At 38.2% G+C, this 21204-nt stretch carries 24 protein-coding genes; 7 read left to right on the plus strand and 17 right to left on the minus strand.

Going from position 1 to position 21204, the window contains the following annotated elements; genetic code table 11:
* The first annotated feature begins 1 nt into the window (after window position 1).
* Together MLC35_RS07555 and MLC35_RS07560 are read left to right on the plus strand one after the other, a co-directional pair.
* Window positions 2-580 carry a hypothetical protein gene (locus tag MLC35_RS07555; RefSeq protein WP_151900040.1) on the plus strand — a complete coding sequence of 193 codons (579 nt, stop codon included), beginning with the start codon at window positions 2-4 and terminating at the stop codon, window positions 578-580.
* 3 nt (window positions 581-583) lie between these two features.
* Complete coding sequence (locus tag MLC35_RS07560; RefSeq protein ID WP_346388935.1) at window positions 584-1762, plus strand: glutathionylspermidine synthase family protein; 1179 nt, start codon at window positions 584-586, stop codon at window positions 1760-1762.
* A gap of 33 nt (window positions 1763-1795) precedes the next feature.
* Here the strand turns inward: MLC35_RS07560 and hemC are convergent, their stop codons facing one another.
* From hemC to argB, 9 genes are read right to left on the minus strand one after another with little or no spacing between them, the layout of a single operon-like run.
* Window positions 1796-2755 carry a hydroxymethylbilane synthase gene (gene hemC / locus MLC35_RS07565; protein ID WP_434636442.1) on the minus strand — a complete coding sequence of 320 codons (960 nt, stop codon included), beginning with the start codon at window positions 2753-2755 and terminating at the stop codon, window positions 1796-1798.
* Window positions 2755-3588: a DsbA family protein gene (locus MLC35_RS07570; RefSeq protein WP_434636444.1), complete on the minus strand. Its 834-nt coding sequence runs from the start codon at window positions 3586-3588 to the stop codon at window positions 2755-2757. The genes hemC and MLC35_RS07570 overlap by 1 nt, the downstream gene beginning before the upstream one ends.
* On the minus strand, window positions 3542-3973 hold the full coding sequence (locus MLC35_RS07575; RefSeq protein ID WP_151900036.1) for an FxsA family protein: 432 nt from the start codon (window positions 3971-3973) through the stop codon (window positions 3542-3544). The genes MLC35_RS07570 and MLC35_RS07575 overlap by 47 nt, the downstream gene beginning before the upstream one ends.
* Window positions 3974-5677, minus strand: coding sequence for a proline--tRNA ligase (locus MLC35_RS07580; protein ID WP_434636446.1), 1704 nt, complete (start codon window positions 5675-5677; stop codon window positions 3974-3976). It abuts the gene before it with no gap.
* A 3-nt stretch (window positions 5678-5680) separates the two neighbouring features.
* Window positions 5681-6961 carry a glutamyl-tRNA reductase gene (gene hemA / locus MLC35_RS07585; RefSeq protein WP_434636448.1) on the minus strand — a complete coding sequence of 427 codons (1281 nt, stop codon included), beginning with the start codon at window positions 6959-6961 and terminating at the stop codon, window positions 5681-5683.
* Window positions 6961-7848 carry a polyprenyl synthetase family protein gene (locus tag MLC35_RS07590; RefSeq protein ID WP_434636450.1) on the minus strand — a complete coding sequence of 296 codons (888 nt, stop codon included), beginning with the start codon at window positions 7846-7848 and terminating at the stop codon, window positions 6961-6963. Before MLC35_RS07590 ends, hemA begins: the two co-directional genes overlap by 1 nt.
* A gap of 16 nt (window positions 7849-7864) precedes the next feature.
* On the minus strand, window positions 7865-8281 hold the full coding sequence (locus MLC35_RS07595; RefSeq protein WP_151900032.1) for a hypothetical protein: 417 nt from the start codon (window positions 8279-8281) through the stop codon (window positions 7865-7867).
* 3 nt (window positions 8282-8284) lie between these two features.
* Window positions 8285-8572, minus strand: a complete 288-nt coding sequence (locus MLC35_RS07600; protein ID WP_151900031.1) for a DUF2018 family protein — start codon at window positions 8570-8572, stop codon at window positions 8285-8287.
* Window positions 8573-8584: 12 nt separating this feature from the next.
* The gene (gene argB, locus MLC35_RS07605) at window positions 8585-9436 is read right to left on the minus strand and encodes an acetylglutamate kinase (protein ID WP_346388942.1); all 852 of its coding nucleotides are present in this window, start codon (window positions 9434-9436) and stop codon (window positions 8585-8587) included.
* Window positions 9437-9562: 126 nt separating this feature from the next.
* Here argB and MLC35_RS07610 point away from each other — a divergent pair, with 126 nt between their 5' ends.
* Window positions 9563-10108 (plus strand): HdeD family acid-resistance protein, encoded by a 546-nt coding sequence (locus MLC35_RS07610; protein WP_151900029.1) that lies wholly within the window; start codon window positions 9563-9565, stop codon window positions 10106-10108.
* Window position 10109: 1 nt separating this feature from the next.
* Window positions 10110-11396, plus strand: a complete 1287-nt coding sequence (locus MLC35_RS07615; protein ID WP_418640476.1) for an APC family permease — start codon at window positions 10110-10112, stop codon at window positions 11394-11396.
* Here the strand turns inward: MLC35_RS07615 and MLC35_RS07620 are convergent.
* The 3 genes from MLC35_RS07620 to MLC35_RS07630 are packed head-to-tail and all read right to left on the minus strand — an operon-like array spanning window position 11380 to window position 14230.
* On the minus strand, window positions 11380-12270 hold the full coding sequence (locus MLC35_RS07620) for a tetraacyldisaccharide 4'-kinase (protein WP_346388944.1): 891 nt from the start codon (window positions 12268-12270) through the stop codon (window positions 11380-11382). The two genes, MLC35_RS07615 and MLC35_RS07620, sit on opposite strands and share 17 nt — an antisense overlap.
* The gene (locus tag MLC35_RS07625; protein ID WP_188110047.1) at window positions 12271-13407 is read right to left on the minus strand and encodes a DegT/DnrJ/EryC1/StrS family aminotransferase; all 1137 of its coding nucleotides are present in this window, start codon (window positions 13405-13407) and stop codon (window positions 12271-12273) included.
* A gap of 16 nt (window positions 13408-13423) precedes the next feature.
* Complete coding sequence (locus MLC35_RS07630) at window positions 13424-14230, minus strand: NAD+ synthase (RefSeq protein WP_151900026.1); 807 nt, start codon at window positions 14228-14230, stop codon at window positions 13424-13426.
* 232 nt (window positions 14231-14462) lie between these two features.
* Here MLC35_RS07630 and MLC35_RS07635 point away from each other — a divergent pair, with 232 nt between their 5' ends.
* Complete coding sequence (locus MLC35_RS07635) at window positions 14463-16325, plus strand: HD domain-containing phosphohydrolase (RefSeq protein ID WP_434636453.1); 1863 nt, start codon at window positions 14463-14465, stop codon at window positions 16323-16325.
* 8 nt (window positions 16326-16333) lie between these two features.
* Here MLC35_RS07635 and MLC35_RS07640 read toward each other — a convergent pair whose 3' ends face one another.
* Genes MLC35_RS07640 through MLC35_RS07650 form a run of 3 tightly spaced genes read right to left on the minus strand, consistent with a single transcriptional unit; the run spans window position 16334 to window position 18526 of the window.
* Entirely contained in the window at window positions 16334-17347 is a 1014-nt protein-coding gene (locus tag MLC35_RS07640; RefSeq protein WP_434636455.1) for a transporter, read from the minus strand.
* Window positions 17348-17397: 50 nt separating this feature from the next.
* On the minus strand, window positions 17398-17676 hold the full coding sequence (locus MLC35_RS07645; RefSeq protein WP_346388948.1) for a hypothetical protein: 279 nt from the start codon (window positions 17674-17676) through the stop codon (window positions 17398-17400).
* 34 nt (window positions 17677-17710) lie between these two features.
* Window positions 17711-18526, minus strand: coding sequence for a ferritin-like domain-containing protein (locus tag MLC35_RS07650; RefSeq protein ID WP_434636459.1), 816 nt, complete (start codon window positions 18524-18526; stop codon window positions 17711-17713).
* A 40-nt stretch (window positions 18527-18566) separates the two neighbouring features.
* Here MLC35_RS07650 and MLC35_RS07655 point away from each other — a divergent pair, with 40 nt between their 5' ends.
* Both MLC35_RS07655 and MLC35_RS07660 read left to right on the plus strand, forming a co-directional pair.
* Window positions 18567-19160: an MBL fold metallo-hydrolase gene (locus MLC35_RS07655; protein ID WP_151900021.1), complete on the plus strand. Its 594-nt coding sequence runs from the start codon at window positions 18567-18569 to the stop codon at window positions 19158-19160.
* 9 nt (window positions 19161-19169) lie between these two features.
* The gene (locus tag MLC35_RS07660) at window positions 19170-19769 is read left to right on the plus strand and encodes a class I SAM-dependent DNA methyltransferase (RefSeq protein ID WP_346388950.1); all 600 of its coding nucleotides are present in this window, start codon (window positions 19170-19172) and stop codon (window positions 19767-19769) included.
* A gap of 18 nt (window positions 19770-19787) precedes the next feature.
* Here MLC35_RS07660 and MLC35_RS07665 read toward each other — a convergent pair whose 3' ends face one another.
* Window positions 19788-20279, minus strand: coding sequence for a PaaI family thioesterase (locus tag MLC35_RS07665; RefSeq protein ID WP_346388951.1), 492 nt, complete (start codon window positions 20277-20279; stop codon window positions 19788-19790).
* A complete protein-coding gene (gene cmoB, locus MLC35_RS07670) occupies window positions 20279-21172 on the minus strand; it encodes a tRNA 5-methoxyuridine(34)/uridine 5-oxyacetic acid(34) synthase CmoB (protein ID WP_434636462.1) in 894 nt (297 codons plus the stop codon). The genes MLC35_RS07665 and cmoB overlap by 1 nt, the downstream gene beginning before the upstream one ends.
* Between the last annotated feature and the right edge of the window lie 32 nt (window positions 21173-21204).

Genomic DNA, 21204 nt, shown 5'->3' on the forward strand with positions numbered 1-21204 from the left:
CATGAAACATATTTCTTCAATTGCCAGCGGTGTTGTATTAGGAACTGCAGGTGTTTTAATGATGAGTACGCTTACAGGATGTGAGCAAAAACAACAAGAAGCACAAAATAAATTTTTGGTTATAGAACAACAGCCAAACGGAAAGTATAAAGTTGTCGAAGAGATGCCGACACAGGGCCCTTCACGTGCAATCATCAGAGAACGTGATGAATTTGGCAGAGTAACAGAGCGTTTTATGAACGAAGAAGAGATGAAAGCTTTGGCTGCACAAGAGTATCAAAAAGTACAAAACGGTACGAGCGAAACACTTCAAGACAATTCAGGCAGTGCAGGCATGGGACTTGCCGGTACTATTTTAGCCGTTGCGGCAGGAAGTTTGCTCGGAAATATGATAGGCAATGCGCTGATGAACAACAAAAGGTTTTCCAGAAATGCAAGCAGTGTCAACAGAAGTGCCTACAGCCGTTCGGCAGCAGGCAAGGCAGCAAGAAAATCAACAAGCAGCAGAAAAAGCTTCTTTGGCGGCACCTCAAGAAGCTCGAGCTACAGCAGAAGCAGTGGCGGATTTTTTGGAGGCTGACACATGATAACTACACAAAAACTGAGTCCAATAGACGATGAAACCTTAGAAGAGATAGGCTTTACCTGGCATACTGATTCTGACGGCAGCAAGTATGTCAGCGATGAGCTTGTAGAAGTGACCCAAGAAGAAGCAGAGGCCTATTATGAGGCAGCAAATACTCTTTATGACATGTATGTCGAAGCAGCCGAATATGTCATCAGCAATGATCTCTTTTTTGATTTGGGCATTCCTTTTAACCTTATAGAGAGTATTAAAAAAAGCTGGGAAAACGATGTCCATTGGCATATTTACAGTCGTTTTGATTTAGCCGGCGGTATTGACGGACAGGATATTAAGCTTATAGAATTTAATGCCGACACCCCTACGGCGCTTTTTGAGACTGCACTTTTACAATGGGCAATTTTAAAATCCAATGATATGGACGAAGAGCGTCAGTTTAACAATGTATATGAGGCCATCAGTAACAATTTTAAAAGACTCGTTACACTCTTTGATGACACAGACAAATTTGAAGAATTCTATGACGGCTGGAAAATACTTTTTTCTTCTGTTGAAGGCAATGACGAAGAAGAAGCCACTACAAAACTGCTCCAGCAGATGGCAACAGATGCCGGATTTGTTACAAAGTTTGAGTTTTTGCAGAATGTCCGCTTTGATGAAGATGGCATTTATGACAGTAATGACATAAATTATGAGTACTGGTTCAAACTCTATCCTTGGGAAGACATTGCAGTTGATGAGCCGGAACTCGCCACCACACTCACAAATATCATCCAAAACCAAAAAGCCATTATTTTAAACCCTGCCTATACTTTACTCTTCCAGTCAAAAGGAATGATGGCAATTCTATGTGAACTGTTTCCAGATTCGCCTTACCTTCTTAAAACCTCTTTTGAACCGCTTCAAGGACTCAAGCAAGTTGAAAAACCTGTTTTTGGACGCGAAGGTGCCAATACAAAGATTATCGAAGCAAACGGAAGTATCAGCATTCAGACTGAAGGTCCCTATGCGAATCATAAAAAAATCTACCAGGAGTATGTAGATTTTCCAAAAGATGTTCATGGAAAAAAATATCAGGCAGGTGTTTTCTTTGCCTATGAAGCCTGTGGACTGAGTTTTAGAAAAGGCGGAGATATTTTAGACAATATGAGTAAATTTGTAGGCCATGTTATAGTATAAACACTCAAAAAATAATTTCTGAGTGTTTGTACTTTACAATCTTTGTGGCATTTCATCTTTAAAAGCAGTTTTTTCTGCTTCTTTTAATAACTCCAGTGCACCTTTGTCTATCATCTTTTGGGCAAGCTCTTTGCCTAAATTTTTACTTTCTTCTATACTTCTTACGATTTTTTCCTGCATAATATGTGTTCCGTTTGGAAAGCCAAGCATAACTCTAAAAACAACATTATCATCTTCTATAACAGCATTACAGGCAACAGGAGCCGAACATCCCGCTCCGATTTTTGATATAAAATCTCTCTCAATCTGTGTACATGTAAAGGTATCTTCATCATTGAGACTTTGTGCAATTATCCGTACCTGTTCATTGCCGGTTACAATTTCAATACCCAAGGCAGCCTGCCCCATCGGCGGTATCATCATATCAAGAGAAAGTTTTTGGGTATAGGGAATATCTTTGAGCAAATCAAGTCTGTTGAGTCCTATCCATGCCAAAATTATCGCATCATACTGCCCTTCTTGTAACTTTCTCAAACGTGTATTGACATTCCCTCTCAAATCTTTGACTTTTAAATCGGGTCTTTTTTGCAAAAGTTGCATTCTACGGCGCAGACTTGTTGTCCCAACCACTGCTCCCTCAGGCAAATCTTCAAGTGTTTTGTAAGTATGTGACAAAAAAACATCACTTTGGTCTTGACGTTGCGTCACAGCTGCAAGTTCCAAACCATCGGGAATATATGTCGGTACATCTTTTAAACTGTGTACAGCAAGCTCGGCATTGCCTGAGAGCATCTCATCTTCAAGCTCTTTGGTGAAATGCCCTTTTCCGCCGATGAGAGCCAAAGGTTTATCCAAAACCTTATCGCCGTTACTTACTATTTTATTAAGCACTACTTCTATTTCAGGAAAACTTGCTTCAACTCTTTCCTTGATATGATATGCCTGCCAAAGTGCCAAGTCTGAAACGCGTGTTGCTATTGTTAATTTTTGCATTACTTCACTTTTAGGTATTTTTTCTTTGTATTATCTACAGAACCGTCAAGATAAACCGTCGGTGTTCCACCAACCATAAGATCAGTGGCTACAAGTCTGTCGTGGTTAAACTGCTTGATTACACTGGAATTCTGAATATCTTCAGGTGTAATATTTGTCCCTTCTGCTTTATTAAATGCTTCAAGAATTTTTTTGACATTTTTTTCTCTTGGATTGATTGAAACATTATAAAGTTTTAATACAACATCTTTTACACCTTGATGTTCTGCGGCAATTGCTGCTTTGACCAGTGTTACGGAAGCGGGATGAATTCTTTCGAGTGGAAAATGATAGTAATATACAGCAAATTTTTGGGGCTCTTTTTTCATATCTTTAATCGCCCCTGGTACAAATCCTCTACAAAAAGGACACAGTGGGTCTGAAAAAATGACTATTTTGTGTTTCGCATTGGCATTGCCGTAAATCAAATTTTCTTTTGCATAATGTCTGGCTTTTACTGTTGGTTTAACCTTGTCGACAAGACTTTCTCCTGTACTTATATCTGTCAAATCTTTTGTAATCATCTTTCCGTTTGAAAACCAAATCATTTTTTGGCGAATTACCTGCTTTGGCTTGTTTTTCAAAACAGCTTTCACATTAACAATATAGGCATTCCATTTTGGAAGTTGTTTGAGTGGTGTAACACCCTCCACTTTTACATCTACTGATTTGAGCCTTGGATTTTCACTAAACTTGTCTTCTAAAAAATATTCTATATTTTCACTTGCGTTACTTGCATAGAGAAAACTACTTAAGAGCAGAGTCGTGCTCAATAATTTCAACATCAATGACATCTGAATCCTTTGTTATATTATTTTGTTCCTCAAAAGAAGAATTACATTTTCCTGATTTTACATTATAACGGTTAACAATCATACTCGTAAAAACACCAAACTGCATGAGTATACCTAATATGTCTGTTAAAAATCCAGGAATAATCAGCAGTATAGCACCAATCAGGGTAAAAAGATTTAATTTTTGAAACTGCTCGAGATCAATACAGTTATAAGAGACTGCCGTCATATTTTCAATCAAACTTTTTCTGAAATTCACTAAAATTGATATCCCTATAAATGCAGTAACAAGAATCTCAAAAAAAGTGGCAAGCCCTCCTATAGCAGAAGAAATCTGCACAGAGACAAGCACTTCCAAAAAAAGGTAGAGTAAAAAATAAATCATTTAAATCAGTTCCATAATTTTATCAAATATCTCTTCACTCTTGATATCTCTTTTTTCTTTTGTTGCTCTGTCAAAAATCTGCACATGTCCATTTTGCAACTCTTTACCGATAACAACCGTATACGGGAATCCGATAAGTTCCGCATCTTTCATTTTAAATCCAAAACGTTCTTTTCTGTCATCGAGCATTACCTCTACATTTGCATCCTGCAGCTGCTTATAAAGTTGTTCGCCTGCTTGCACCTGCGCCTCATCTTTGATGTTACTTATCATAATATTTACCATATACGGTGCTGTCTCTTTTGTCCAGATACAGCCATTTTCATCATGATGCTGCTCTACAACTGCTGCTACAAGGCGTGAAACACCCATTCCGTATGTTCCCATAATAAAAGGCTGTGCTTTTCCGTTCTCATCTAAAAACTCGGCTTTTAAAGCTTCAGAATAAGTCGTTCCGAGTTTAAAAATATGTCCTACTTCTATACCTTTTGTAAAAGAGAGTTCACCGTCACAGTACGGGCAGATATCCCCCTCATTTACTTCTGCTATATCTGCGAAATAAGCAGCATTACTGAGCACCGACAAATCTACCCCTATAAAGTGATAATCTGCTTCATTTGCCCCACAGATTAAATTTGTGGCATCTTTTAAATCACTGTCAATGACATGTTTTGCCTTGTCTTGATCAAGCGGCCCTATAAAACCGGGAATCAGCCCTGTCTCTTTGAGTTCTTCTTCTGTCACATCCACAATATCAAGGGCTTCTGTTGCATTGAGTGCTTTTACTTCCTGAAGATTATCGCATCCGCGTACAAAGAAAAGAACAATTTCACTTGCATCTTCATATATAACTTTTTTTGCAACACATTTAACCGTATAATAAGGGTCAATTTTGAAAAACTCTGCAAGTTCATCTATTGTTTTTATCTCTGGTGTTTTAAACTTATTAAAAGAAGCTTCAGGAGCTTCAGGAATATTTGAGCGTTTGCTTCTTGAAGCTGCTTCTATATTGGCACCGTATTCACATTTTGAACAAACAGCAATTGTGTCTTCACCACTCTCTGCCAAAACCATAAGCTCTTTGGAACCGCTTCCACCAATGGCACCACTGTCGGCTTCTACCACTCTGAAATCCAGTCCCATACGAGAAAGTATCTTTTTGTAGGCTGCTTCCATTGCATCAAATTCTCTGTCTAAATCCTCTGCTGTAGCATGAAAAGAGTAGGCATCCTGCATAATAAACTCACGGCCACGCATAAGCCCGAAACGAGGACGGGCCTCATCACGGAATTTTGTCTTAATCTGATACAGATTTAATGGCAGATTTTTATAAGATGTCACACGGTTCCGGACAACATCAACCATCATCTCTTCATGTGTAGGTCCAAGTACGAAAAGATTGTTTTTTCTATCGTGAAAACGAAGCAGTTCTTTACCGAACTTTTCTATTCTTCCACTCTCCTGCCACAACTCTGCGGGTGTTACAAAAGAGAGTTCCACTTCCTGGGCACCTACTTTTGTCATCTCTTCATTAATGATATTTTCTATTTTTTTAATCACTCTTTTTGCTAATGGCAGATAATTATACAACCCTGCAGCAACCTGTGTAATAAATCCTGCACGAGATAAAAATATATGACTCGGAAGTGTAGCATCTGATGGTGCCTCTTTGGTTGTCGGTATAAAAGCTTTACTTCTTCTCAAATTTTAATCCTTTTTTAAATGGTGTTTGTATTGGTCTGGAATATTGTCATGTTCATCATTAAGAATATACTGCATTGCTCCGGTGACAGAATCACTTTTGGCTTCATGCGAGGCTGCACGCATCTTTTTTGTCATATCATGCAAAAATCTTTTGATTGCCTGATGCGCCATTTTTTGTGCTTGCATTTCATATTCCTGAGGCAGAAAACCTTTTTTAATTGCACGTTTTGTCTCTTCCTGTGCGGCTTTTTCGGCTTTTTTATAAATCTCTTTTATGATAGGTTCCACATTGAGTGTATCAAGCCACTCATAAAATTCCACAACACTTCGTCCTACAATTCCGTGCGCCTGTCTTACATACTGTTCTCTTTGTGCTTTGTTTGCATCTACAATATCTTTTATATCATCCACAACAAAAAGAAAAATATTTTTTCTGTTTTTTATATCAATATCTCTTGGGACAGCCAGGTCAAACCAGAATCTTTCAAAATCTACATCTTCTATAAGTTCGTTGGTAATTATAGGATAAGAAGAACCTGTAGCAGTAAATATAATGTCAAATTCGTTAACCGCTTTGTCCAGGTCTCCAAATTCATATACTTCCGCATTGCACTCTTGTGCCAAAGTCTGGGCTTTTTGCTTTGTTCTGTTTGCAATAAAAGTTTCCACCCCGTCCGAGACAAGGTGTTTTGCGCAGATTTCACTCATTTCACCTACACCAATCACAAGTGCTTTTTTTTCACGTAAATTTTGAACCTTTTCTTTAATCTGTTTTATTGCTACAGAAGCCACAGAAACCGGTTTTGAGGATATATCAGTGAGGTTTCTTACCTTTGCAGCACATTTAAACGCATGAGAGAGTGCTCGTGACATTTTCTTATCCGAATAACCGCGTTCATGAGAGAATTTAAAAGCATCTTTTAACTGTCCGGCAATCTGTGTCTCACCGACCACCATAGAGTCTATAGAACTTGCAACCGCAAAAAGATGATGAATAGCACTGCTGTCATCAGCTATCTCAGCAGTTTTTCGTAAAACCTCTTCTGACAAACCACCTTTAAATGCCAGTAACTTCATCATATGTTCTGTTGCTTCTTCAATGTCACTGCAGCATACATACAACTCCATACGGTTACATGTAGCCAGCATGACAGCTTCACTGATATTAGGCGACTTGAGCAGTCTTTGCAGACATGCCTCTTTCTCTTCATCCGTATAGGTGAATTTTTCTCTCAGTTCCAAATCACTGTTTTTATGGGAGAGACTTACAATTAAATAATGCATCAATAACTTCTTTGTATCATTGTATCTAAAATGGCAACTAAATCTTTATCTTCGGGCAAAGCAATCTTCGCCTCGTTTGAGAGTTTCTGTGCCAGTTCAAAAGATTTTTCTATCGTTTTATGTTCTTGCATTTTCTTTTTCATCCATAAGAGTTCTTCTTCCGTAGGTTTTTTCGCATGCAGAGATAGAAGCTTTTCCTGATCTTTTGCTTCAAGTGCATTATAAAGATAAATATACGGCAAAGTACATTTCCCCTCTACATAATCATTCATCGCAGGTTTTCCAAGCGTTGCTTCGTCTGCTGTAATATCAAGAATATCATCTATAATTTGAAATGAAAGTCCTAAGTTACGTCCGTAAAGAGCATATTTCTCTGCATCTTTTCCTGCTAGCAGAGCACTCGCTTTTGCAGCTGCTTCAATGAGTGTAGCAGTTTTGAGATAGAGCATATCAAGGTAACGCTCTTCATCACTGTTAAAACTTTCTGCCATTCTGACATCCATCATTTCACCCTTGGAGAGTGCTGTAACCGATGAAGCAATTGTCTGTGCTACCGCTTTGTCAAAGGCAACAAGTTCCGTAAATGCTTTTGAGTATAAAATATCTCCAAGCATGACAGCTGTTTTGCTTCCGTCTGTTGCATTTACCGATGCTGCTCCGCGTCTTGTCATCGCATCATCAATAACATCATCATGTAAAAGCGAGGCAGCATGAATCAGTTCCACTATGGCGGCTAAAAGAGGAGCGTCCTTATGTTCTGGAGCAATTTTAAGAATAAGCTTTGCCCGAAGTCTTTTTCCGCCCTGCAGCATGGCAAACAGACGGGTCACTTCATCATAATCACACTCTTGTATCAATCTTTTTATTTGTGCTTCTACTCTTTGCATTTATCTCGTCTTTTGTTTATTTTTTTGCTGTTTCTAATCGTATTTGCTCTTTATCATCAGAGAGATAAAGCTCAAATTTTGCAATATTTTTTTTTACATCAAACTCTTTAAATTTAACCAGTATATAGGGTATATTATAAAAATCTGCTCCAGGAGTTTTTAGTTTAACCCGAAAACTTTGATTTTTATGATTCAAGTACAGTATATTTTGCGCTACATGCTTATCATAAGAACGCAAAACCACCAAACCTTCATTGGTGTACAAAGTCCATCTAAATGTAAAAAGTCTTGTTTTGTTATCGTATTTTACAAGAATTTTCTTTGGCTCATCCTTTTTCAATGAAATTTCCTGCACATCCCGTAAGTCACTTGCAAAAACAGCAGTGCTACAAAGAAACAATGCTGTCAAGAAAAACTGTAAAATACTTTGCAACTCTTATTCGCTTTGAGAAAGAATATCACCCATAAGCTCTATGTAAATACTTTTCGTTTTGGTTGCAACCTCATCCAGATGACTTGCTTTATATCGGGCAACTGCCGTATCAATATCATCACCGACCTCTTCTTGGAGCATCAACTCCATTGCAGCAACTTTTTCAACAAACTTTTCAAGTTCCTGTCTTACTATATCATTGTTCGCATTAAAAACAACATCCATAAACTTTGATCTCGGAGAACCTCCAAAAATATCATCTTCATCTTCAAATAACGCGCTGTAACTCATACCTAATCCTTTTTATTTTACTATTTGGGTACCTACACCCTCTGATGTAAACAACTCTAAAAGCATGGAGTGCTCAAGTCGCCCGTCAATTATATGTGCTTTATGCACACCACCGTCTATCGCTTCAAGACAGGCATCAACTTTTGGTACCATCCCACCGTGAATCGTTTCGTTTTCTTTGAGCACTTTTACTTCATCTTTCGTCAAGGTTGCAAGAAGTTTTTTCTCTTTGTTCAAGACCCCCGGCGTATCTGTCAAAAATATTATTTTGTTTGCACCTATGGCTTTTGCAACATATGATGCACACAGATCAGCATTAATATTATATCCGGGATGTCCCATCTCTTCACCTGCGGCAATAGGGGCTATCACAGGAATAAAGCCTTCTTTTATCAGATTTAAAACAACATCTGCTTTGACATTTGTAATATTCCCAGTCAATCCCCACTTGGAAAAATCTTTCGCCCTTGCACGGATAAAGTGTGCATCCTTACCGCTGATACCTATTGCTTTTGCATCATGAGAGTTCAGCAAAGAGACTATCTCTTTGTTAATCTCACCACTGAGTATCATCTCTACAATCCGCATTGTCTCTTTTGTCGTGACACGCTGTCCGTCTATAAACTGCGTATCAATTTTAAGTGCTTCGAGCATATCGGTAATTTTTTTTCCACCGCCATGAACAATTACAGGTTTGATACCTACCAAATACATAAGCAAAATATCTTCTGCAAACTTCTCTTTTAATTCGGGAGATGTTTGTGCCGAACCGCCATATTTTATAACGACAATCTCTTTTCTAAACTCGCGAATAAACGGAAGTGCATCAAGGAGTGTTTTTACTGTTTCAACTTTTGCCTGCAATATTTCTATCCTTTATGCAAAATAATTTTGCTATTCTATCCAATCTTCTATTAATGCTACTTAAGTAACTCTTCTTGTGATAAAACTATGTTACAATCTTTCCAAAATATTCGAAAAGGAAGAAAAATGTGGAAGTATCCTATAGATGAGAATCTGTTTGACAAATTTAGTAAGTATTCAAAAATTACAGGTGTGATTTTTATTATTCTCGGAATAGTGGGTATTATATACCCTGTATTTATGACCCTGGCAACAGTCACCTTTGTGGCATGGCTGATGATGTTTGGTGGTTTTATGGCCGGGTATTTTACCTATATAAGTGACAAAAGTGATGTTCTGGGCTGGCTTAAAAGCTTTGTGCTTATCGGGATTGGTGCTTTAATGATTTTTTATCCAATGACAGGAATTGGCACAGTCGGTCTGCTTCTGGCTATATACTTTTTTATGGATTCTTTTGCCAGTTTCTCTCTTGCGATGAATATGCGTCCTGCAAACGGCTGGATCTGGTGGATGATTAATGCCCTTTTTTCCATGTTAATCGGTATTTTATTTATAGCAGGATGGCCTTTTACCTCCACCTACCTTATAGGTTTGCTTGTCGGTTTCAGTCTCTTTTTTGACGGATTTGCCCTGCTTGTCACAGGGTCGATTTTTAAAAAAATGAACCGATAAAATGCACAAGACAAAAGCATTTGGTCTCTGGAGTGCCGTCTTTTTAGGTATAGGCTCCATGGTCGGTGCCGGAATTTTCATAGTCATCGGTCAGGCAGGGGCCATGGCTGGAAATATTGTCTGGATCTCTTTTGTTTTCGGTGGGATTATAGCTCTTTTAAGCGGCTACTCTCTGGCAAAGCTGGCAGTACGCTACCAGTCACGCGGCGGGATAGTCGAGTATCTGGTCCAGGGTTTTGGAGAAAACATTTTCTCCGGTTCTATGGGTGTCATGTTCTATTTTTCCCAACTCATTGCCATTGCAGCCGTTGCCAAATCATTTGGAACCTACAGCGCAACTTTTATGCTCCACGGAGATACAGCCTGGGTCAATATATTTGCCATAGGTATTATCGCCTTTTTTACCCTTATCAATCTTATCGGTGCCGTTTTTGTTGCGAAGGCAGAAAACATCATTGTCATTATCAAACTCGGAGTCCTTGTTACCTTTGCTTTTGCGGCACTTTTTACGATACAGCCTCAGCTTTTAAGTGTAGCGGACATGCCTCCTGTAAGCGGTATGGTCTTTGCCATCGGAATTACGTTTTTTGCCTACCAGGGTTTTAGTGTGATTACAAACTCAGTCGAGGATATGGAGAATCCGAAAGTGACCATGATGCGTTCTATGTTTGTCGCCCTGCTCATTGTGGCAGCTTTATACATACTTACAAGTATCGCTGTTTTAGGAAACCTGCCGCTTGATAAAATTATTCAGACAAAAGACTATGCTCTGGCTGAAGCGGCAAAGCCCATCTTTGGTGAATGGGGATTTAAAATCATGGCCGCCACAGCACTCCTGGCAACAGCCTCGGCTATTAATGCAACACTTTATGCCGTAACTGACATAGGATACACAATGGCAAAAGAGGGAAATCTTCCTGAAATATACGAATATAATATCTACCGCTCTTTTGAAGGACTCATTATCAGCGCGTTGCTGATTATACCGATGATACTCTTTTTCAACCTGGCGCAAATCACAACTGTTGCCGCTATAGTCATGCTCATCGTTCAGGGAAGTACACATATTGCGCATTTGAATCTTCTGCAGGAGAGTGGCGCAAAAAAATATCTTGTTGTTTTGGCAATTTTTTCCATGTTTGGCGTTGCGGGGATTACTCTCTATTCTACCTATAAAACCATGCCTGAGATTGCATACTATCTTATAGTGACCTTTGCACTTGCTTTTACGACAGAGTATCTACTGCGATACTTCAAACAAAGAATCATTTCTAAACAAACGCACTAAAGACACCTTCTTTTACTTTTACTTCCAGATCCAGAAGTGAAAGGGGCAGTCCGAAATGCTCAATTTTTACATAATCTTTAAATGTTACCAAAAGAGAAGTCGCTGCATCTTTTTGTAAAATTGTTTCAAGTTCTTCTTTTGTAAAACTGTGATGGTCTTCAAAATAATGCTTTGCAATAACAGCAGGAAGATATTTATCAAGTCGTTGCGGCCTTGCTATAGCGGTCACAAGACTCATTTTTTGTGTCGGGTTCACAAGTTTTACCTTACGAAAAAAATCTTTCTCCTCTTCTACATGTAAAGCCTCTTTCCCCGGCCACAGACGCTCTCTAAAAGGACCTGCAGGCAGACAAAAACTGTTCTTTGATTTTACATCTATGAGTATATCTTGCTTTTTGATATCATGTTTGGAGTAGGCATCATCCAAAAAAACTATCTCACAACCCAGCTCTTTTGCTTTTTGTATGGCTCTTTTTCTCTCTTCACTGACTATGACTGTAGCATTTGGAAGTTTTTTGGCATATATCATCGCTTCATCCCCGCTGCTTTTGACATCACATAAAATTTCATTGCCGTTTTTGACAACAATCAAGCCTTTGGATGCTCGTCCATAGCCACGAAGTATAATCGCAGGTTTTTTGTGCTCTTTTGCCAGTGCTGTTACCAATGGAGTTTTGCCACTGCCGCCGACAGTCAGATTACCAACGCTGACAATTTCCATAGCAAAATCCTCCGGTCTCTGTACTTTGTATCGAACATACATAATAATACAATAGAGCCAACTCAGCGGAAGCAGTAGATAGGAGAGAAGTTTTTGCAAAGGAGTTGGGTTGTAGAAATACTCTTCAACCCAGAAAACGAGCGTTTTTTTCAATTACACTCTCGTTTTTGCTATTTTTTTGATTTTACTTATAACTGTTTGTACATCTTCATCAGTCATACTTGCATAAATCGGTAAAGAAAGTACCTGTTGGAATGAACGCAGTGCTCTTGGAAAATCATTAACACGCAGGGCATATTTGCTTTTATAATACGATAAAAGATGAAGCGGAATATAATGCAATCCTGCCCCGATTCCCTCTTCTTTGAGTGCTACAGCAAAAGAATCGCGGTTTTTATCTATTTTTACTATATAAAGAGAAAAAGGATTCTCTTCATTATCCATATCCGGAGTAATAATGTGATCTACCCCTTCAAGTCCTTCACTGTACATTTTGGCAATCTCTTTTTGTCTTGCGATGTTTTCATCCTGTTCTTTTACCTGCGCTCTGATATAGGCTGCATTTAAATGGCTCAGTGCATAATCATTCCCAATATCTACAACATCATAAATATACTCCAAAGCATTTTCATTGCGTACCATTGCATGATTTGCCAGCAACCTTGCTCTTTGCATAATATCTTCATCATTGGTCACAAGCATCCCGCCGTTACAGATATTTTTCTTTAAATGCGGAGAAAAGTTAAAACAGACTATATCTGCACCTGTTGCACCTATTTTCACTCCCTTGTATGTAGCACCAAGAGCATCGCTTGCATCTTCAACAATTTTGACATTATATATGGAAGCCATCGAATAGACTCTGTCCAAATCTACAGTCATACCGCCAATATGCGTTATAATAACCGCTTTGAGCTTTTTGGATTTGTTTTCTTCCAAATAATTTTCTAACTTGTTGAGATCAATATTATAAGAGTCTTCGGCTATATCAATAAAAACAGGCTCAGCATCAAAATGGCGGACAACCTCAGGTACACTCGGATGCGCATTTACACTGCAGATTACTTTGTCCCCGCGTTTTAGGTCAAGTGCAAGCATGGCAAGGTGCAGTGCCGATGTGCCGTGCGATGTAGCAAGCGCATACTCTGATCCGACATACTCACGAAACTCTTCTTCAAGTTTTGGTACCTGATACAAATCTTCTCCGTCGAGTACATCACTCACATTAGAGTGTGCCTCGCGGGAACTTTCATACTTACTAAAAGGGATACTCAGTTTTTCATTTTTCATTTTTTACTCCTAGGTTTTATAATGTAATATCACGCGGATAATTAAAGTCATGATTCAATGTTCTTGAAGTCAACTTTGCAATCACAGGCATCTTTCTTTTGAAATGATTTCTAAAAATTCTTTTTATAATCATATCCAACATCCGTTCGTCAACACCCTTTTGTATGACTTCTTCACGCGAAAGTCTCTCATCCACATAGAGTTTCATCGCTGCGTCAAGTTGAGCATATGTATAGCCCAAATCAGCCTCATCACTTTGACCGCTCCACAAATCAGCCGAAGGCGGCTTTTCAATGATACTTTTACTTACATGTAAGTACTCGGCTAATTCAAAAACTTCGCTTTTGTACAAATCTCCTATGGGATTCACTGCCGACGCCAAGTCGCCGTAAAGTGTGCCATACCCGAGCATTAATTCACTTTTATTGCTTGTACCAAGTACCAAAGCATTCTCTTTTGCCGAAATATCAAACAATGTTGCCATTCGCATGCGTGATGAAAAGTTTCCTTTTCTGAGATTATCCATATCAGGGTGCATCTCTTCATACGCTTGCAACATTGGAGCAATACTACAGACAACACAACGCATATTGAAATCGCGACACAATTCATCCGCATCATCAAGTGAGTTTTGTGATGAATATTGTGATGGCATTTTAACACATAACAGGTCATCTCCAAATGCTTTTTTCGCCAAAACAGCGACCACAGCAGAATCCAGTCCGCCACTCAAACCAACCACTGCTTTTTTTATACCTGTCTTTTTCACTTCATTTTCCAAAAAAAGAACCAAATAGTCAGTTATCTGCGAATATTTACTCATAATATATACTAAACCTTTACAACTTATTAACAAAAAATATTATATCTAAAATTTGTAACAAATGTTTTTTTAAGAAAAGTGATTTTAACGTTTTTGTAACAAATTTATTGTAAAATTAAGATCTAATTTTATTTTTAAAGGTTTTATAATAAATTCAACAACAATAATATCCAAACTGAAATTATTGGTATCCCTGCCTTTAATCATTATATTTTTTGGATTTGTACTCTTAATGATACACAGCTATAACAATCTTCAAGGCCTTTCTCATCTTAAAAAAGACGCTTTGCATATACAAAATATTTCTCTTTTGATAAACTCTCTTCAAAAAGAGAGAGGCTACAGCAGCGGGTATCTTGGCTCCCATGGAACAAAATTTCAATCACTACTGCGCAAACAGCAACAAAATACAGACAGTATATATGCTAAAATCATCTTTTTGCATGAAGATTATTCTCCCGACAAAAAGACACTTGCAAAACTCCGAAAAAAAGTCCAATCACTCTCTCTTAGCACTATAGATGCTTTTAACGAGTATACAAAAATCATATACCATCTGTTGCAAAATCATCTCATGATCACCAAAACAATCAAAGAAAAAGAGATTGAACAGATGTTTCATGCCTACACAAACCTGCTTTTTATGAAAGAAGCCGCCGGCAAGATGCGAGGTTCCCTCAGCGGATTGTTTGCCCAGAAAAAACAAAACTACCAACTTGTATTTACAGCTATGCATGCAAAAGGCGAGTATGATCTGGCACAGCAAAACTTTTTAACATATGCTTCTGATGAGATGATGAAAGAGTTTCATACAATTGCTCAGGGGAAAAATTATCAATGGCTGCAAAATGTATTTAAAAAGTATACAAAACATCAAAATATTTCTGTCACACAGGATCCAAACGAATGGTTTGATAAAGCTACAGCTATTATAGAAGCATTTAACAGACTGGAAAAACTGGAATTTGCCAATATTAACAGTTTGATAAACAAATATGCCTCAAGACTCAAAATAGAACTGATTATAAATATTTTTCTACTGGTCCTCATCACTTTGATTATGCTTTTGCTTGGAGTCAAAATTAAAAACAGTATTTTGAGAAACTTAAAACTGTTAAGTGAATACAAAAATGCTGTTGACAGAAGCAGCATTGTTTCCAAAACCGACAGAAGCGGAAGAATCACCTATGTAAATGATAAATTCTGCATAATTTCAGGCTATACAAAAGAAGAACTTTTAGGAAAACCGCACAATATTGTCCGTCACAAAGATATGCCAAAATCACTGTTCCGGGATATGTGGCACACTGTTTTAGAAAAAAGAGCCTGGTCCGGCGTTATAAAAAACAGAAAAAAAGACGGAAGTTCTTACATAGTCGAAGTGACCATCAGCCCTATCTTAAATGAAAGAGGAGAAATTGAAGAGTTTATTGCCATCAGAAATGACATCACACAGATTTTACAACTCCACAAAGAGATAGAAGAGACGCAAGAAGATATTATTCTCAAAATGGGTGAAATTGGTGAAACACGAAGTCAGGAAACAGGTTTCCACGTCAAACGGGTAGCCTTATATTCTCAGATCTTGGCAAAACATTACGGCTTGGGGGAAAAAGAGACAAAATATCTCACTATTGCTTCTCCGATGCATGATATAGGCAAAGTTGCCATTCCTGATCATATCTTGAACAAAAAAGGCAAGCTGACACAAGAAGAATGGAAAGTGATGAAAACCCATGCAGAAATAGGCTATCAGCTCTTTAAAAACTCACAAAGAGAGCTTTTGAAAACTGCCGCAGTCATTGCGTATGAGCATCATGAAAAATATGACGGCAGCGGCTATCCAAGAGGTTTACGTGGAAAAAATATTCATATTTACGGACGCATTACTGCGCTTGCGGATGTTTTTGATGCTCTTGGCAGTGAACGTTGCTATAAAAAAGCATGGGATGATGAAAGAATTTTCAAATTAATACAAGAAGAAAGAGGAAAACATTTTGACCCCGAACTTGTCGATATTTTCTTTGAACATCTTGATGAGTTTTTACATGTAAGAGATAGCTACAATGATATGCACTCTTACACAAAAGTTTAGAAGAAGCTTTAAAAGCTTTTTCCAAACCCTATACTTGATTTGTAGTTTATATCATTTTGTATTCCGTTAAAATTCTGATAAAACGGTTTTGAAAATGTTATAAAAAACGAGTAACCGCTGTGCATGGCGACCTGTGTTCCTACAGTCGCAAAAACAACATGATGTCCTGTGTTGTAAGCGGTCTCACCACCAAAATCATCTTTATACGCTTTTTCTCCGTTGATTTCAGCAAAAAGTGATACAGAATAGCCAAAATCTTCTTTTTCATCTGCTCTGCAAAACTTCTGATTATGCTGGTGCGCAAAAAGTTTGTATGAAAATGCTGCATTGTAGGTAAAAATATCCCCCAATTGACTCTCATCAACACCCTTTGTATTTTTTTTGTACAGTATGTTTGCATGCAAAGAGAAAGTGTCAAAATCTTTTGTCAGAGCAACTCCGGCAAAAAAGTCCCATGAGCCGCTTCCTGCCTGTAAATCCGCTTCAAGAACTTCTCCTGCATCTGCTATATCAGTTTTGCCTGTTGGTGCTTTTATTCCGGCTAAAAGAGCAACTTTGAGCTCTTTGTCATACACTTTATACTGTAAAATTGTAGAAATATCGCCTATACCCTGAGCATTTCCATGCGGATGTACTGCATATAAACCATTATCTGCTTCACCTGCACGAACATTTATACGCGAAACATAGGGAAGTTGCATACTGAGTGTCAATCTGTCTGTGAGCCCGTAAGAGAGTGAGAGAGAATAGGAATCTATTGCATCAATATTGTGCAAATGACTTGAACCGTTTTGCATCGCTGATATTATGGTTTGATCAGAGAGTGTGTTGTTCTGGACACGCTCAGCATTTACGCCAATGTAGTAGTTTCCTTTTTGCATTGTATTTGCAGAAAGTGTATACGCGGCGCTCGAGCCACCCATTCCCAAGACATGCGAAGAGTTGCATGCCCATAAAGGCGTTATAGCAGCTGATGCTGCCAGCGATAGTATTTGTAATTTTCTGAAGAGTTTTTTTTGCATAAGTATCCTTATTAATAATTAAAAAAATTTGAAACAGTTGTTTTTGAAAATTAAGAATAACTTGGGGGAGCTCTGGGATTACGAGGAGTGTAAATTTCGTTTATGTATATAAAAAGAGTAGAAACAGGCACAAAACAGAGTGTCTGCCCAAGTGTAGGAAGATAGACCGGTTCTCTTTGAATATCACCATCAAAGATATTGGAGGAGATACTGCATATCTGACAATCTTCATGTACTTCCAGGTCACTGTGGTGATGAAAAACCGCCATAAGTGTCGCAAGTACAAAAAGAGCGGCAAAGTATTTTCTGAGAATCTTTCTTATTATCATTTTTGAATTATAACATATAATTCATATCAAAAAATCAGCACACCTCTTTTTTTGCCATAATATTAAGTTCATTACATGTAAAGCCTGCTGCTTTTCTTGCCTCAAGATTTAAATTTTTAGGACGCAAAAATCCTTGCGGATAATATTTGTCTATAATTTCAAAATAGACATCTTTGTTTACACCCTCTTTTTCACAGGCATACTCAAACCAGACATCGCCCTTTTTCACATGAGAAACCTCTTCATCAAGGATTACATGTAAAGCATGTGTAATTTTTTCAAGCATAGTATTTTTTGGCATTCTCTGGATTTTTTGCAGTATCATCGGTGTAGCATCCAAGCCGTTGGCTTCGAGATAACGGGGAACTACTGCCATACGCTCCAATAAAGTCTGTGTTCGCTGACTTGCTTCAAAAAGAGCATTATGCACCTCCACATCGCCATACTTGCTCCCAAGTTCATGCAACAGTTCTTCAAGCAGTAAAAAATGGCGTATCTCATCATCTGCAACTTCCAGCCAGTCATCATAATATTTTTTTGGCATATTTGTAAAACGGTATGCCCCGTCCAGTGCCAGATCTATAGCAGAATATTCTATATGTGCTATGGCATGCAGCAAATTCACCTGTCCCTCTTTTGTTGTGAGGTTTGTTCTTTTTGGAACATCCTGAGGCAGTACTGTCTTACATGTAACACTGTATGAGGGTTCTGAAAACTTTTTTGCTTTGTACTCTGTTTCAAAAACGGCGTTCCCTGCTTTGTAATGCGCATAAAAATCATTAAATCTTCTGATTTTTTCTTTGGGTGATTTTGTCTGTAAAATTAACTCTAATTCTTTATAAAAATTCATACCGATATGATGCTATAATAACACTAAAAAAGAGATTATAATGCAGATAAAAAAACAGCCTATGGGACCGTATCAGACAAATTGTTATATTGCTACAGTTGATGGCAAAGATTTTATAATTGACCCGGGTGTTGGTGCCACTGGGTGGGTTTTGAACAATGTTACAAATCCTGTAGCCATATTAAATACACACGGTCATTTTGACCATGTGTGGAGCAATGCAGAGCTTCAGGAGAAACTGGGGGTCAAACTCTACACACCAAAAGGTGACATTCCTCTGCTTCAAGACAATACCTGGATGCCGGATCTGCCGCCATCTACTCCTGATGTAGCCATTGAGGGTGACGAAGAGCTTGATTTTGACGGTACAAAAGTAAAATTTACCCATTTTCCGGGACACTGTCCGGGGTGCTCCACTATTGAAATCGGGCATGCAATGTTCAGCGGTGATTTTATTTTTCAAAGAAGTATCGGCAGAACGGATTTTCCTTACTCCAGCCCTGAAGATATGAAAAAATCTTTAGAAAAATTCAAGCAGATTCCTTATGACAAAACTGTCTATCCGGGACACGGGGACAATACTTCGATCAAACAGGAACAGCAGTATGCAGACTACTGGATCAACCAACTCTAAAGGAAAATAATGCAAGATCATTTTAAAGAAAAAGCACAAAACTGGGACAGCGGTGACATACGTGTGAAGGGCGCAAAAACAATTGCTGATGCTATAGAAAAAGAGATACCGCTGAGTGAGCATATGGAGATACTTGACTTTGGCGTGGGAACAGGACTGCTTGGATTTAGCATTGCTCCCAAAGTAAAACAGGTTTACGGTGTTGACACCTCGGCAAAAATGCTCGAAAAACTTCAGGAAAAAAACACACCGCAACTGGCAATAAAAGCCTATCATCAAGATATTGTCAAAGAACCGCTCAAACAGCAGTTTGACGGACTTATCAGCTCAATGACACTGCATCATGTAAAAGATTTGGATGCTTTTTTTGCAACAATTTATAAAAACATTAAAAAAGGCGGTTTTATTGCCATTGCCGATTTGGAAAGGGAAGACGGAACCTTTCACTCGGACAATACAGGTGTGCACCATTTTGGATTCGATGCCCAAACACTGCGCGACATCGTCCAAAAACACGGATTTACAGATGTAAAAATACAAAACATAAATACAATCAAAAAACCCCATAAAGATTTTGGAATATTTTTACTCACAGCAAACAAAGAGTAAGAGGTGGACTGAACCTTTTTACTCTGGTGTTCCGCTCTTTTGCTCTTCCTCATCCAGCAGTTTGAGTTTTAAAACATGCTTGTCTGTTATAACAGTTTTAAATTCTCCTTCAAAAACTTTTATATCCAGAACAAAAGCCTGTACATGTACATTTCTTTTACGCCCTTCTTTATGTCTTACTTTTGCAACAACATCAACAACATCATGCAGTTTTACAGGAGAGAGAAACTGGCAGTCACTTGCTACCAAAACAACATTTCGTTCGTTTACTGCAAGCATAGCTGCATAATCAGCAGCACCAAAAATAAAACCGCCATGAATCAATCCGACCTCATCAGCAAGCATGTCAGGAATAGTCTCAAGGCTCAATTCCACATATCCCTCTTCCATCTTTATCACTTCACCACAAAGATTTTGGTTGACCTTTTCATGTGTTTGAATCATCACTTCATTTTCTGTATTTCTATACTCTTCAAGTTCTAATTCATCATCAAGTTGTTCATTTTTCATTATTTTTTATCCTTTATCAGTTTCACATAGACTCTTTGCGGCGCAGGATAGCCTTCTACTGTTTTTGTGTTATCATCCGGATCAAGGAAGTCTTCCAGTGACTGCCCCTCTATCCACTCTGTTTTACGCTGTTCATCAGCATCTGTAACAGAAGTACATAATACTTTAAATCCATCAAATCCGGCACGCAGACACCAGTTTTTCAATGCTTTTATCGTCGGTACAAAATAGATGTTGGGTATTTTGGAGTAAGAAAACTCAGGACAGAGTGCCATCTCCTCATCGCCATCTATATAAAATGTATCTAAAATCACTTCGCCTTTTTTGTCCAATCCCTTATAGAGTGATTTTAACATGGCAACAGGATCACTTCTGTGGTACAAAACACCCAAACAAAAAATCATATCAAATTTTTCGTCATATATCGGCAGATGTTCAACACCCAAAAGTTCATACACTATGTCACTTTTTACAAAATGATTGATGAAATCAAACTGTGTTTTATAGAGCGGTGAAGGATCAAAACCGACTAAAAGTTTTGGTTCGTCTTCTTGCATCCGAAACATATAGTACCCGTTGTTACAGCCTATATCGGCAACTCTTTTGTTTTTTAAATCAAAATAGGGTCTGAGCAGATTGTATTTTATATTACTTTTCCACTCACTGTCTATAAATGTTTCACCGATTTGAAAGGGTCCTTTGCGCCATGGCATCAGCATTTTTGCCGTTTCATACACTTTTTTTTCATCACAGACACCGCTGATTTTTACCACATCCCCAAACGTAGCATTACATGTAACTGCCTCAAGGCTCTCAATCGCTTTTCTCAGGGGTGCTATGTTTTTCCACTGCATCCATTTTTGTCTCTCTTGTCTTAATTCTTCTAAGTTCATTTTATGCTTTTTATAGTTAAGTTTAAGTACAA

The sequence above is a fragment of the Sulfurimonas sp. NW7 genome (assembly GCF_051132265.1).
Lineage (GTDB): Bacteria > Campylobacterota > Campylobacteria > Campylobacterales > Sulfurimonadaceae > Sulfurimonas > Sulfurimonas hydrogeniphila.

Excerpts from the sequence above, each read along its gene's own strand:
- hemA (WP_434636448.1), bottom strand. The coding sequence starts at position 6,961 with ATGCATTATTTAATTGTAAGTCTCTCCCATAAAAACAGTGATTTGGAA.
- MLC35_RS07635 (WP_434636453.1), top strand. The coding sequence starts at position 14,463 with ATGATACACAGCTATAACAATCTTCAAGGCCTTTCTCATCTTAAAAAA.
- MLC35_RS07560 (WP_346388935.1), top strand. The coding sequence starts at position 584 with ATGATAACTACACAAAAACTGAGTCCAATAGACGATGAAACCTTAGAA.
- MLC35_RS07630 (WP_151900026.1), bottom strand. The coding sequence starts at position 14,230 with ATGAGTAAATATTCGCAGATAACTGACTATTTGGTTCTTTTTTTGGAA.
- MLC35_RS07665 (WP_346388951.1), bottom strand. The coding sequence starts at position 20,279 with ATGAAAAATGAACAACTTGATGATGAATTAGAACTTGAAGAGTATAGA.
- MLC35_RS07570 (WP_434636444.1), bottom strand. The coding sequence starts at position 3,588 with ATGTCATTGATGTTGAAATTATTGAGCACGACTCTGCTCTTAAGTAGT.
- cmoB (WP_434636462.1), bottom strand. The coding sequence starts at position 21,172 with ATGAACTTAGAAGAATTAAGACAAGAGAGACAAAAATGGATGCAGTGG.
- MLC35_RS07555 (WP_151900040.1), top strand. The coding sequence starts at position 2 with ATGAAACATATTTCTTCAATTGCCAGCGGTGTTGTATTAGGAACTGCA.
- MLC35_RS07650 (WP_434636459.1), bottom strand. The coding sequence starts at position 18,526 with ATGAATTTTTATAAAGAATTAGAGTTAATTTTACAGACAAAATCACCC.
- MLC35_RS07590 (WP_434636450.1), bottom strand. The coding sequence starts at position 7,848 with ATGCAAAGAGTAGAAGCACAAATAAAAAGATTGATACAAGAGTGTGAT.
- hemC (WP_434636442.1), bottom strand. The coding sequence starts at position 2,755 with ATGCAAAAATTAACAATAGCAACACGCGTTTCAGACTTGGCACTTTGG.
- MLC35_RS07615 (WP_418640476.1), top strand. The coding sequence starts at position 10,110 with ATGCACAAGACAAAAGCATTTGGTCTCTGGAGTGCCGTCTTTTTAGGT.
- MLC35_RS07640 (WP_434636455.1), bottom strand. The coding sequence starts at position 17,347 with ATGCAAAAAAAACTCTTCAGAAAATTACAAATACTATCGCTGGCAGCA.
- MLC35_RS07610 (WP_151900029.1), top strand. The coding sequence starts at position 9,563 with ATGTGGAAGTATCCTATAGATGAGAATCTGTTTGACAAATTTAGTAAG.
- MLC35_RS07655 (WP_151900021.1), top strand. The coding sequence starts at position 18,567 with ATGCAGATAAAAAAACAGCCTATGGGACCGTATCAGACAAATTGTTAT.
- MLC35_RS07600 (WP_151900031.1), bottom strand. The coding sequence starts at position 8,572 with ATGAGTTACAGCGCGTTATTTGAAGATGAAGATGATATTTTTGGAGGT.
- MLC35_RS07645 (WP_346388948.1), bottom strand. The coding sequence starts at position 17,676 with ATGATAATAAGAAAGATTCTCAGAAAATACTTTGCCGCTCTTTTTGTA.
- MLC35_RS07575 (WP_151900036.1), bottom strand. The coding sequence starts at position 3,973 with ATGATTTATTTTTTACTCTACCTTTTTTTGGAAGTGCTTGTCTCTGTG.
- MLC35_RS07660 (WP_346388950.1), top strand. The coding sequence starts at position 19,170 with ATGCAAGATCATTTTAAAGAAAAAGCACAAAACTGGGACAGCGGTGAC.
- MLC35_RS07625 (WP_188110047.1), bottom strand. The coding sequence starts at position 13,407 with ATGAAAAATGAAAAACTGAGTATCCCTTTTAGTAAGTATGAAAGTTCC.